Below are 12,321 nucleotides of genomic sequence, written 5' to 3' on the forward strand. Positions count from 1 at the left end.
GACACTTACACCTATCGGTTATTTGGTTTGTTTAAAGAGCGGTGCTGACTTCGTTTCGTTTGCGTCGTCAGCTGATGAAGCGAACTATACGCATCGACTTTCGTGCCGTCAACACTATTTTTTAACTTTTTTGGCGGTAATTTAAAGATTTCATCGCAAAGCATTGTTTTAAAATGAAAAACATCTCAACAGCCATAACATTTCTTTTGAAAGACGGGACCATACGGCCGCTTTTCGCCAGATTCCATAGGGAAAACTTGTCAGAAGGCCATTGATAACTGCTCTTTTAGGAAAATCATGCCATTAGGCAACATATCCTGTGCGACACGAAATGCGGCCAACAAGACAAAGGCGCCGCCCCTGTCGGGAAACGGCGCCTGGCGGAGCGAGCAGCGCAAACGGTTTAGCTGCGGTAGTCGGCGTTGATACGCACGTAGTCGTAGGAGAAGTCGCAGGTCCAGACCGTGGCACTGGACAGGCCGCGGTTCAGCACCACGCGGACGGTGATCTCATCCTGCTTCATCACGCGCTGACCGTCTTCTTCCTTGTAGTCGGGATTACGCCCACCGTCTTTGGCCACCAGCACGTCGTCGAGGTACATCTCGACGCGATCGACGTCCAGATCCTGGATGCCGGCGTAGCCGATGGCGGCCAACAGGCGCCCCAGGTTCGGGTCGGAGGCAAAGAAGGCGGTTTTCACCAGCGGCGAGCGGCCGATGGCGTAACCGACGGCCTTGCACTCGGCGATAGTGCGGCCACCCTCTACTTGTACGGTAATGAACTTGGTGGCGCCTTCACCGTCGCGCACGATGGCTTGCGCCAGCTCGATGGCCACTTCCAGCAGTGCGGCTTTCAGTTGCTCGTAGGCCGGGTGGTTAACGCTATCGATACGTGCTGCGCTGCTCTGGCCGGTCGAAATCAGCATGAAGCTGTCGTTGGTGGAGGTGTCGCCGTCGATGGTGATGCTGTTGAAGCTGAGGTCGGCCACTTCCTTGACCAGCTGGTTCAGTACCGGGCGGGTGACCGGGGCGTCGGTGGCGATGAAGCCCAGCATGGTGGCCATGTTGGGGTGAATCATGCCGGCGCCTTTGGCGATACCGGTGATGTTGACGGTCTGGCCATCGATGCTGAGGGTACGGCTGGTCGCTTTGGGCGCCACATCGGTGGTCATGATGGCTTCGGCGGCATCGGCCCAGGTAGCGGCCTTGCGTTGCGGCAGCGCGCTGATGATCTTGTCTACCGGCAGCGGTTCCAGAATCACGCCGGTGGAGAACGGCAAGATCTGTTCCGGCAGGCAGTCGAGTTCTTGTGCCAGTGCTTCGCACACGGCGCGGGCGTTCTGGCGGCCGGACTCGCCGGTACCGGCGTTGGCGTTACCGGTATTGATGACCAGCGCGCGGATCTGCACGCCGGCGTCGAGATTCTGTTTGCAGATCTGCACCGGCGCGGCGCAGAAGCGGTTTTGCGTGAAGACGCCGGCCACGGTATTGCCTTTGTCGATGCGGATCACCAGCACGTCTTTGCGGCCAGGCTTCTTGATGCCGGCTTCGGCATACGCCAGGTCTACGCCAGCGATGGGGGCGAGCCGGGCATTATCGATGGGGTTGAGATTCACGGGCATGGCGTTTCTCCGATATTTGATGTCGCGCTATTGTAACTGCGCAGGTGCAGCAATGCCATGCAAGCCGCCGGGCTACTCTGCGGCCAACCCTTGCTGCAGGATTTGCAGCAGTTGCTCGCCATAACGTGCCACCTTCAGCTCGCCCAGGCCGTAAATCTTGCGCAGCGCTGCCAACGTCTGCGGCTTTTGCAGCACCAGCTCTTGCAGGCTCTTGTCGGAAAACACCGCGTACGCCGGTACGTTGTGTTCGTCGGCGGTGTGCTTGCGCCAGCGGCGCAGCGCCTGCCATAGCCGCTCTTCGCGTTCGGTACGCAACCAGCGCTCGGCGTGAACGCTCTGGCGCTTGCGGTCATCCGCTAGCGGACGCAGTGCGATGCTTTCCTGCCCTTTCAGCAGCGGCCGGCAGGCGTCGGTGAGCAGCAGCGACTGGCCGCGCGCCACGTCCACCACAAGCAACTTGCGGGCGACCAGCTGGCGAATGATCGAGCGCCAGCCTTTCTGGTTCAGTTCTTTGCCGATACCGAAGGTGGACAGCTTGTCGTGGCCGAAATGGGTGACGCTGGCGTTGGGGCGGCCCAGCAAGACATCGATGACGTGGCTGGCAGCAAAGCGCTGGCCGACACGGTAGATGCAGGACAGCAGCTTCTGCACCTGTACCGTGGCGTCGTAGGTGGTGGGCGGACGCTGGCAGTTGTCGCACTGGCCGCACGGCTGCGAGGCCTCGCCGAAGTAGGCCAGAATCTGCTGCCGGCGGCAGCTGGCGGTTTCGCAGTAGCCCAGCATGGCGTCGAGTTTGGTGAGCTCCACCTGCTTTTGCTGCTCGGGGCTGTCGCCGCTCTCGATCATCTGCGTCAGCTGCACCATGTCGTTAAGGCCGTAGCACAACCAGCTGGTAGCCGGCAGGCCGTCACGACCGGCGCGGCCGGATTCCTGATAGAAGTTTTCCGGGCTTTTGGGCAGATCGATATGGGCGACAAAACGCACATCGGGTTTGTCGATGCCCATACCGAAAGCAATGGTGGCCACCATCACGATGCCGTCTTCGCGCAAAAAGGTACGCTGGTTGGCCTCGCGTTCGGCGTGACTCATGCCGGCATGGTAAGGCAAGGCGCGGATGCCGTTTTCGCACAGCCACTGTGCGGTATCGTCCACCCGCTTGCGCGACAGGCAATAGACGATGCCGGAAACGCCGGGGTAGTCGTTTTCGATAAAGCTGAGCAACTGCTTCTTGGCGCTGTCCTTTTCTACTACCTGATAGAACAGGTTGGGCCGGTCGAAGCTGGTGACAAACTGGCGCGCGTCCTGCAACTGCAGGTAATGCAGCATGTCGGCGCGGGTTTCGGCGTCGGCAGTGGCGGTGAGCGCGATGCGTGGCACTTGCGGCCAACGCTGGAACAGCACCGCCAGTTGCTGGTATTCGGGGCGGAAGTCGTGCCCCCACTGGCTGACACAGTGCGCCTCGTCGATGGCGAACAGCGCCAGCTGCGGCAGGCTGGCCAGAAAATCCAGAAACCGCGGGTTGATCAGCCGCTCTGGCGCCACGTACAGCAGGTCGAGATCACCGTAGCGCGCGGCGTAGGCAATATCGCGCGCGTCGTCCTGGCTGGTGGCCGAATTCAGACAAGCCGCCTTCACCCCGGCTTCGCGCAATGCGGCAACCTGGTCTTGCATCAGCGCGATCAGCGGCGATACCACCAGCGCCAGCCCCGGGCGCAACAGCGCCGGAATCTGGTAGCACAGGCTCTTGCCACCGCCGGTAGGCATCAACACCAGCGCGTGGCCACCGGCGGCCACGTGGTCGATGATGTCGGCCTGCATGCCGCGAAAGGCGGGGTAGCCAAAGGTGTTCTGTAATAGGGAGAGGGCGTTATCCTGCATCGGCGTTCCTGCGAGAAGGCCGTCATTGTACGCAAAAAAAGCGGCTACCCCCGGGTAGCCGCGCAAATAGATCTTTGGAGACAATGTGAAACAATGAAGAGTGACAGCACTCACAGGCTCTGAGCCCGCGCCCGCCGCCAAGTTCCCGCCGCTTTGGCTTTGACGGCGAGTATGCGAGACTGCCTTTCTCTTTGCCGGACACGAATGACCATGATGCGATACCTGACCCCTGCCCTGCTGCTGTGTGCCCTGCTGGCCGGTTGTGCCACCACCCCGCGCAGTACGCCCCCCCTGACCACCAAGCCCGCCACCAAAACCGGTGGCAGCACGGCCCAGCCGGCCAAGCCGGTAGCGGTGGCCAACGCGGACTGGGTGATCATGGGCGTCACGCCCAACGGCAACATCCTGCACGAGGTGGATAAGCTCAGCATTCAGCGCCGTGGCAACCTGGTACTGTTCCGCGACCGCAAGACCATTTTCAACCCGAAGAAGGAAAACTTCTTGAGTACGCCGCGCCACAAGCAGTCGATCAACCAGTGGGAAGTGGACTGCACCGCCGCCACATTCCGCCTGGCGGCCATGACCTTGCTGGACGAGAATGGCCGGGAGATCCTCAACCGCACCTATAATGACAGCGAGATTCGCGCCATGCCGGTGGTAAAGCAATCGGCAGGCTTCCAGCAGGTGGACTACGTGTGCAAGCAGATCGGGCAGTAAAGGCCCGGCACACCGCCAGCACGTGAGCACCGCTTAGTGCCGTGCGGCCAACCCTGGCCGCCGGCCATGACATCAACAGCAAGGGGCAACTATGCGTCGGGTGGTATTCAATCAGAAGGGTGGCGTCGGCAAGTCCACCATTACCGTCAATCTGGCAGCGGCCGCCGCCAAGGCAGGCCGCAAAGTGCTGCTGATCGATCTGGACCCGCAAGGCAATGCCAGCCATTACCTGACCGGGGCGGATGCCCAGCCGGCCGCCAACGCCGCAGGGTTTTTCAACCAGATGCTAACCATCAGCATGTTCGAGAAGCCCGCCAGCGACTTCATCACCCCCACCCGCTTCGACCAGCTGCACCTGATGGCCTCGCACCCGGAGCTGGCCGAGCTGATGACCAAGCTGGAAGCCCGCTACAAGATGTTCAAGCTGCGTGAAACCCTGTTGCAACTGGATGCCGAGTACGACGAGATCTGGATCGACACCCCGCCGGCGCTGAACTTCTATACCCGCTCCGCGCTAATCGCGGCCAACCGCTGCCTGATTCCGTTCGACTGCGACACGTTCTCGCGCCATGCGCTGCTGGGCCTGATGGACAGCGCCGCAGAAATCCGCGCCGATCACAACCCGGAGCTGCACATCGAAGGCATCGTGGTGAACCAGTTCCAGCCTCGCGCCAGCCTGCCGGTACGCATGGTGCAGGCGCTGCGCGACGAAGGCCACCCGGTACTGAACCCGCCGTTATCGGCGTCGGTGAAAATCCGTGAGTCGCACGAGCGCTGTCTGCCGATGGTGTACCTGGACCCGCGCCACAAGCTGGCGCAGGAATTCAGCCAGCTCTACCAGCACCTCGCTGCCAGCTAAGCCGCCGCGCCGCCTGCCATGAAACCCGACCAGAAATCGCAGCTACTCTGGTTTGCCAGCATCATGCTGGCGCTGGGCTGCGCCCTGCTGCTGGTGCTGTGGCAAGCACGCGAACAGCAAAGCAAGCAGCGCACCCAGCAACTGACGCTAGCCACGCTGCAGCTGGATGTACTGACGCAAAGGCTGCAACAAATCAGCCAGGCCGGGCAAACCGCCACCGAATTGCTGATCGGCAACGGCGATAGCCCGACCCACACCAGCTTTGAACGCTACGCGCCATTTGTCCTGGCCAATCAGGACGCCTTCGACTTTGTTGCCCTGATCGAACGGCTAACGCCGCAGCAACGCTACGAGCTGGAGCAGCGGCAGAGCCTGAATATCCGGGAGTTCGAGCGAGGGCGGCTGGTCAGCGCCAAACAACGCAATGGCTATTTTGTTGCCACCTTGCAGCACCCCGACGACGGTAAAGCCCTGCCAGCGCGTTTGAACCTGGGCACTAACCCGGCCACCCTGGCGTTGCTGCGCCAGGTGGGCGCCAGTGGCCAGCCTGCGATAGCACGCATCCAGGCCGGTAACCTGCAGCGCAAAGGCATTTTTTTCATTTCCAAGGCACAACCGCATGCCGCCATGGTGCTGTTCGGGCTGGACACCGACGTGCTGGTGGCCAACCTTAACCGAGGCATCGGCACCAGCCACCCGCTGAGGCTGCGGATCCTGCTGCCTGGCAATCAGATTCTGGTAGACAGCCACCCTGGCCACAGCAGCAGTGGTCAAGCCTTGCTGAGTGCCTCGCGCATGCTGGGCGGCCAGCGGCTTAGCTTCGAGTTCCGGCCGCTGGAAGACGGCGCACCGGCTCAGCTTGCTGCACTGCCACTGGCCGGTGGCCTGCTGCTGACCCTGCTGATCCTGATTTTGGGTGCCCGCCGCTACAACCGCGACAACCAGCGGGAAATCCACCGCCAGGCGGCGGCACTGTCGCTACAGCAGCAAAGCAACCACAGCCTGAAACTGCAACTCGCGCAACAGGCACAACAGCTGCAACCACTGCTGCAACAACGCGAGCACCAGCGGGCGCTGTTGCACGATGCCAGCGACGGCATGCTGCTGCTGGATGCCGACGGCCAGGTCGTCGAAGTCAACCCGGCCGCCTGCCAGCTGATAGGCCAACCGCGTGACAGCCTGTTGCAGCTGCCGGTCGGCGCCCTGGTCAGCGAGCTGCACCACCAGGACGGGCGTACCTTCTGCCAGCATGCGGCACCGTTGCTGGGCACCCCGTTCGAAGCCATGCTGATCTGCGATCAATCGTTCATGCTGCAAGTGGAACTCAGCCTCAGCCGTATCCAGCCAGAAGACGGTGCACCGTTTTATCTGGTTGTCTGCCGCAACATTGCCGCCCGCAAGGAACGCGAGGCGGCGCTGATCCGCCTGAAGGACTCGCTGGCCGAACAAGTAGAAACCCAGGGCCGCCAGCTCACTGCCCTGCTGGACGCCAGCCCGATGGCCATGGCTTATATCGTCGATCGCCACTTCAAGAAAGTGAACAAGGCGTTCCTGGAGCTGTTTGCCCGCGAAGAGAGCGAGGTAGTCGAGCACTCCACCCGCCTGATTTTCGATAGCGACGAGCACCACCTGCGTACCGGCAAGCTGATCTACCCGCTGCTATACCAGGGCCAGGTTACCCAGAACACGCTACGACTGCAGCGCGGGGACGGCAGCGACCTGTGGGTAAACATGTACGGCCGCGCCGTCAAACCGGACACGCCGGGTTTGGGCTCGGTATGGCTGTACCAGGATATATCCACCCAGCGCAATACCGAAGAGGCGCTGCGCCAGGCGCGCGATCTGGCCGAGGAAACCAGCCGCGCCAAAACCGAATTCCTGGCCAATATGTCGCACGAGCTGCGCACGCCGCTGCACGCCATCCTGGGCTTTGCTGAAATGGGCGAAAACCGCAGCCAGGGAGGCGACAGCAAGCTCGCGCATTATTTCGAACGCATCCACAACAGTGGCAGCCGCCTGTTGTCGCTGCTGAACGACCTGCTGGATCTGGCCAAGATGGAAGTGGGCAAGATGGACTACCAGATGGTGCGTACCGATCTGGAGCAAGTGGTGCGCGACGCGGTAGAAGACCTGCGCGGCCAGGCCAGCAAGCACGGTATCCAGCTGCTGATACAGCCACCGGAGCAGGCGATGCAGGCCGAGATCGACGCGTTCCGCATTGGCCAGGTCATGCGCAACCTGCTGTCCAACGCCATCAAGTTCAGCCCGCACGGGGGCCGCGTGGAAATCGGCTACGCCTGGCGCCAGGTACCGGCCCCGCTGCTGACCATCACGGTCCGTGACCATGGGCCGGGTGTGCCACCGGGTGAACAAGAACGGATTTTTGATAAATTCATCCAGAGCAGCCTCACCAAGACCGGCGCCGGCGGTACCGGGCTGGGGCTGGCGATCAGCCGCGAAATCGTGCTGGCGCACCACGGCCTGCTTTCGGTACATAATGCCGCCGAGGGCGGTGCCATCTTCAGCCTGACCCTGCCGCAGCAGCAGGACGCGAAGCACAAGGAGAACTGAGCATGGGCAAACGCCTGCTGTTGGTCGACGACGAACCTTTCAATCTGGAGCTGCTGTCCGAACTGCTACAGGACGCCGGCTACGACACGGTGCAGGCCGAAGACGGCGAAACCGCCTGGCAGATCCTGCAACAGGAGGGCGAAACCTTCTCGGCGGTGCTGCTGGACAAAATGATGCCCGGCATCAGCGGCTTCGAACTGCTGCGGCGGATGAAATCGTCCAGCAAGCTCGCCTTCGTGCCGGCCATCATGCAAACCGCCGTTGGCGCGGCGGCCAGCGTACAGGAGGGGCTGTCCTCCGGCGCCTTCTACTACCTGACCAAGCCGTTTTCGCGCGACATGCTGCTGGCAGTGGTGGCCGCTGCGTCGGTGCACTGGGACCGTCACCAGCACTTCAAGGAGCTGGCAAGCCAGCAAGCCGGCGCGCTGCGCCACATGAACAGCGCCAGCTTCTGCTTTCGCAACCTGCTGGAAGCGCAACACGTTACCTCACTGTTGGCGAAGGCCAGCCCGGAGCCGGAAAAAGTGGCCACCGGCCTGTTCGAGCTGATCGTCAATGCCATCGAGCATGGCAACCTGGAAGTGAGCTACGAGGAGAAAACCCGGCTGCAAAGCCAGGATCGCTGGGAAAGCGAGCTGGAAAAACGCCTGGCCGACCCGCACCTGGGCCTGCGCAACGTCTGCGTGGACATGCAGCGCGAACCGGGCTGCCTGCGCTTCACTATCCGGGACGAAGGCCAAGGCTTCGACTGGCAGAACTTCCAGGACAGCGCGCCGGATGCGCTATTGTCCAGCCACGGCCGCGGCATCCTGATCGCGCGCAAGCTGTCGTTCGACCAGGTGGAATATCAGGGCTGCGGCAACGTGGTAGTGGCCACCACGCTGCTGCCCGCCCAGTAGGCTTGCCAGCCGGGGCGGGCAGCCTGCCAGTGCAGCGTGCGCCCCAGCTGCAGGCGGATGGCACCGTGCAGGTCGGTACGCCATAGCGGCACCCCGGCAGCCGCCACCCGCGCCAGCACCTCGCGGTGCGGATGACGGTAGCGGTTCAGATAGCCGGCACTGGCCACCGCCAGTACCGGCCGCACCACCTGCAACCAGTCGCTACCGGTGGCCGTGCGGCTGCCGTGGTGTCCCAGTAGCAGCACATCGCTGTGCAACTGCCGGCCGTAACGCGCCAGCAAGCCCGCCTCCACTGCCAGCGGCGCATCACCAGTCACCAGCAGGGCCCGATGCGGCGTCGCCACGCGCAGTACACAGCTGAGCGCGTTGTCCTCGCCCTGCGCACCGGCCTGTGGTGACAGCACGTCAAAACGCACCCCGTCCCATACCCAGCTCTGCCCTGCCAGACAAGGTTGGCCGCGCCACGCCGCAGCGCTGGCCGCCTGGCCACGGTACAACTGCTGCACAGGTAACGCCGGCAGCAGGCTGTCGGCGGCGCCGTCGTGGTCGATATCGTGATGCGATAGCCACAGCGCATCCAGCCTGCCGATGCCGCGGGCGCGCAAAACCGGCAGCAACACGCGGCTGGCGTCCCCGGCGCCGGTATCGAACAGGGCGTCGTGCTGCGCCGTCTGCAACAGCATTGCCGACCCTTGCCCCACATCCAGCACCTCGGCCCACAGCTCGCCCGGGGGCGGACGTGGCGCCCGGTACAGCAACAAGGGCAACACGGCGGTCAACGCCAGCGCCTGCCAGGCACGCCCCAGCGGCAATACCAGCATCAGGCTGCCCAGCACCGCGGCCGGCAACAGCGGCCATGGCAACAAGGGCCGTACAAACGGCGGCCATTGCGCCAGCCAGTCCACGCCGAACCAGAATACGGCGGCCAGGCGACAGGCCAACCAGAGCAAAGCCTCCAGCGGCAACAGCATGCCCAGCAACACCAGCGGCGTCAGCAAGCAGGATACAAAGGGTATGGCCAAGGCATTGGCCAGCGGCGACAGCAGCGGAAAGCTACCGAACAGGTATAACAAGGGCAGCAGCGACACCAGCGTCACCCGCCACTGCGCTTGTACTGCCCGCCACCAGCGCGCGGCCGGCTCGCGCAGCCCGGTTTCGCCGGCGACCAGCGCTCCGACCAGCAGGAAAGACAGCCAGAAGCCCGGCGCCAGCACCGCAAACGGGTCCAGCAACAATACCACCGTCAACGCCGCCAACCACACCTGCAGCCCGGACAGGCCGCGCTGCAGGCTTAGCGCCGTCACTGCCAGCAGCAGCATCCACACCGTGCGCTGTGTCGGTACTGAAAAGCCGGCCAATAGTGCGTACCCGATGGCCGCCAGCATGCCGCACCAGCGCGGCAACCACGCCGGCAACGGTAAACCGCCACGGCGCAGTGCGCGCACCCATACCGTTACCAGCATCGCCACCAAGCTGATGTGCAAACCGGATACGCTGACAATATGGGTCAGCCCGGTGGCGGCCAGCGCGCCCCACTCGGCACGACCCAGCCACTGCTGCGCCCCCACGGAAAGCGCCACCACCAGCGCAAGCTCCCGCCCCGGCGGGCTGGCCTGCTGCAGGCGCTGCACAATGGCCTGGCGCTGGCGGTCCAGCCTGGCTTGCAGGTCGGGCGGGGTTGCCGGCAATGGCTGCCGGCCTTTGGCCACGCTACCGGTAGCTTGAATGCCCTCGCTCCAGTACCAGCGTTCCGCATCGAAACCGGCCACGTTGGCCGCCCCGTGCGGCGGCCGCAGCTTGACCGTGATCCGCCAGTAGCTGCCGGCTGGCCAGTCGCGCTGGGCGTAATCGTTCAGCGCCAGCAGCGGCGGTACGCCGGGTGGTGGCAACAGCACCTCGGCACGCCAGCGCACGCCGAACTCGCCCGGCGCCGCCAGCCCGCGCACCACCACCGGCAGCGTCAGGCTGCGGCCAACCAGGCGCGGGTCGAGTGACTGCGCCAACCGCAGTTCTGCCCGCCAACTGGCGTAGCTCAACCCCAGTGCGCAGTACAGCAGCGCGCATAGCCAACCCTGCCGGCGGCCCCACCAACACGGCCACAGCATCAGCGCCAGCGCCGGCAGCAGAAACCACGGCGGCAAGGCAGGTAGCAGCGCACACAGCACAATGCCGGCGCACCAGAAAGCCAGTCGGAACATGCGGCCATGCTAGCCAGCGCACTTATCGACAGGCAAAGCCGTTGCCTCGCTGGCAGCGATACCGTATCTTCGCCGCGTCAAAAAAGGAAAAACCATGCACGCCACGCCCCTGTACTGCGCCGAAAACGCCCGCCGAGACACCGCCGAAAGGTTGGCCGCACGCTTTGCGCTACCGCTGGTAAAGCAGCGCCCGGAAAGTGGCTACTGGCTGGAGCTGGGGCCGGAACGGCTGGAACTGCTTACCACCGGCAAGCACGGCGCTGTGTACGCCGAGTTTGTTGCCGGCGCCGCCAAGCACCGCCGCGAACAAGGCGGCGGTCGCGGCCAACCCGTGGCCAAGGCGGTGGGGCTGAAGGGCGCCAAAGACCTGCCGCGCATCGTCGACGCTACCGCCGGTCTGGGCGGCGACAGTTTCGTGCTGGCCACACTGGGCTGCGAGGTCACCCTGCTGGAACGCTCGCCAGTGGCCGCCGCGTTGCTGTTCGACGCACTGGAACGCGCCAGCGTACACCCAGACACCATGGACATCGCCGCGCGCATGACGCTGATCCACACCAACGCCATCGACTGGCTGGCACAGCAGGCCGAACTGCCATGGGAACAACGCCCGGAAGTGGTGTTTGTCGACCCGATGTTCCCCGATACCGACAAGAAAAGCGCTGCCGCCAAGAAAGGCATGCAGGCCTTCCAGCACGTGATTGGCGACGACATGGACAGCGCTGCGCTGCTGGCCGCCGCTATCGCCGCCGCCACCGGCCGCGTGGTGGTGAAACGCCCGCAGCGCGGCGTACCGATCGAAGGCGTCAAGCCGTCGGTGGTGCTGGACGGCAAGTCTACCCGCTTCGACCTGTACGTGATCAAGGCGCTGCGGCCGCAGGACTTTGTTGGCCGCGACTAAGTTTTGTCGCACCACGACAGCAACAAGGGCAAGCCTGCGGCTTGCCCTTGTGCTTTTATCCATCGCCCGCGCCATGCCACAATGCCGGATCATTCAAAAAGCATATCTGGTGATGCCATGCCTGCGCCCATCAAACTCGCCATCCTGATCGACACCCTGCCCGGCCGTGGCGAAGAACAAGTCCAGGCTTTTGCCGCGCTGGCGCCAAGAGTACGCGCAGAAAAAGGCTGCCTCGCCTACCAGCTGCACCGCGTGCCCGGGCAGGACGACCGCTTCGTGCTGACCGAAAGCTGGGCCAGCGCCGCCGACCTGGCCGCCCACAACGCCAGCGAGCACATGCAGGACGCGGCCCCGTGGCTGGCCAGCTTTCGCGCCGGGCCGGTTACCGTGCTGCCGCTGCAAGAAGTGCACCCGGCGCCGCCCCCCGCCGCGCCCAAAAACAACAACAACCTGCCGCCATTCCTGATCAGCGGCATCCTGCTGGGCAGCGTGTTGGCCGCCCTGGTGCAGCGTTATTGGCCGCTCGGTTACGGCCTGCTGGCAGGCGTCGGCGGCATGCTGCTCATGCAACGCTGGCTGCAGGCCTGCCAACAGCGCGGCTGGCTGCCCGGCCGCCGCTGACGCGGCCAACCCTCCCGCCCTGGCGCCCCCTGCGCTACACTGCCCTCCCCGTGTCCGGC

At 63.9% G+C, this 12,321-nt stretch carries 9 protein-coding genes; 6 read left to right on the plus strand and 3 right to left on the minus strand.

Annotated features, from left to right (window positions below):
• Positions 1-403 precede the first annotated feature (403 nt).
• Entirely contained in the window at positions 404-1,621 is a 1,218-nt protein-coding gene (gene argJ / locus FLQ03_RS01375) for a bifunctional glutamate N-acetyltransferase/amino-acid acetyltransferase ArgJ (RefSeq protein WP_144373686.1), read from the minus strand.
• A 72-nt stretch (positions 1,622-1,693) separates the two neighbouring features.
• Positions 1,694-3,499: a DNA helicase RecQ gene (gene recQ / locus FLQ03_RS01380; RefSeq protein ID WP_144373687.1), complete on the minus strand. Its 1,806-nt coding sequence runs from the start codon at positions 3,497-3,499 to the stop codon at positions 1,694-1,696.
• 210 nt (positions 3,500-3,709) lie between these two features.
• Between recQ and FLQ03_RS01385 the strand changes: the two genes are divergently transcribed.
• From FLQ03_RS01385 to FLQ03_RS01400, 4 genes are all read left to right on the plus strand, one after another.
• Positions 3,710-4,216: a surface-adhesin E family protein gene (locus FLQ03_RS01385; RefSeq protein ID WP_144373688.1), complete on the plus strand. Its 507-nt coding sequence runs from the start codon at positions 3,710-3,712 to the stop codon at positions 4,214-4,216.
• A gap of 91 nt (positions 4,217-4,307) precedes the next feature.
• On the plus strand, positions 4,308-5,075 hold the full coding sequence (locus FLQ03_RS01390) for a ParA family protein (RefSeq protein ID WP_144373689.1): 768 nt from the start codon (positions 4,308-4,310) through the stop codon (positions 5,073-5,075).
• 18 nt (positions 5,076-5,093) lie between these two features.
• Positions 5,094-7,646, plus strand: a complete 2,553-nt coding sequence (locus FLQ03_RS01395) for a sensor histidine kinase (protein WP_144373690.1) — start codon at positions 5,094-5,096, stop codon at positions 7,644-7,646.
• A gap of 2 nt (positions 7,647-7,648) precedes the next feature.
• A complete protein-coding gene (locus tag FLQ03_RS01400; protein WP_144373691.1) occupies positions 7,649-8,545 on the plus strand; it encodes an ATP-binding response regulator in 897 nt (298 codons plus the stop codon).
• Here the strand turns inward: FLQ03_RS01400 and FLQ03_RS01405 are convergent.
• The gene (locus tag FLQ03_RS01405; RefSeq protein WP_144373692.1) at positions 8,494-10,743 is read right to left on the minus strand and encodes a DNA internalization-related competence protein ComEC/Rec2; all 2,250 of its coding nucleotides are present in this window, start codon (positions 10,741-10,743) and stop codon (positions 8,494-8,496) included. The two genes, FLQ03_RS01400 and FLQ03_RS01405, sit on opposite strands and share 52 nt — an antisense overlap.
• Before the next feature lie 94 nt (positions 10,744-10,837).
• On the opposite strand from FLQ03_RS01405, the gene FLQ03_RS01410 reads away from it, so the two are divergent.
• Both FLQ03_RS01410 and FLQ03_RS01415 read left to right on the plus strand, forming a co-directional pair.
• Positions 10,838-11,641 carry a class I SAM-dependent methyltransferase gene (locus FLQ03_RS01410; RefSeq protein ID WP_144373693.1) on the plus strand — a complete coding sequence of 268 codons (804 nt, stop codon included), beginning with the start codon at positions 10,838-10,840 and terminating at the stop codon, positions 11,639-11,641.
• A 117-nt stretch (positions 11,642-11,758) separates the two neighbouring features.
• The gene (locus tag FLQ03_RS01415; RefSeq protein WP_144373694.1) at positions 11,759-12,262 is read left to right on the plus strand and encodes a putative quinol monooxygenase; all 504 of its coding nucleotides are present in this window, start codon (positions 11,759-11,761) and stop codon (positions 12,260-12,262) included.
• Positions 12,263-12,321: the final 59 nt, after the last annotated feature.

The sequence above is a fragment of the Vogesella urethralis genome, from assembly GCF_007644045.2.
GTDB lineage: Bacteria > Pseudomonadota > Gammaproteobacteria > Burkholderiales > Chromobacteriaceae > Vogesella > Vogesella urethralis.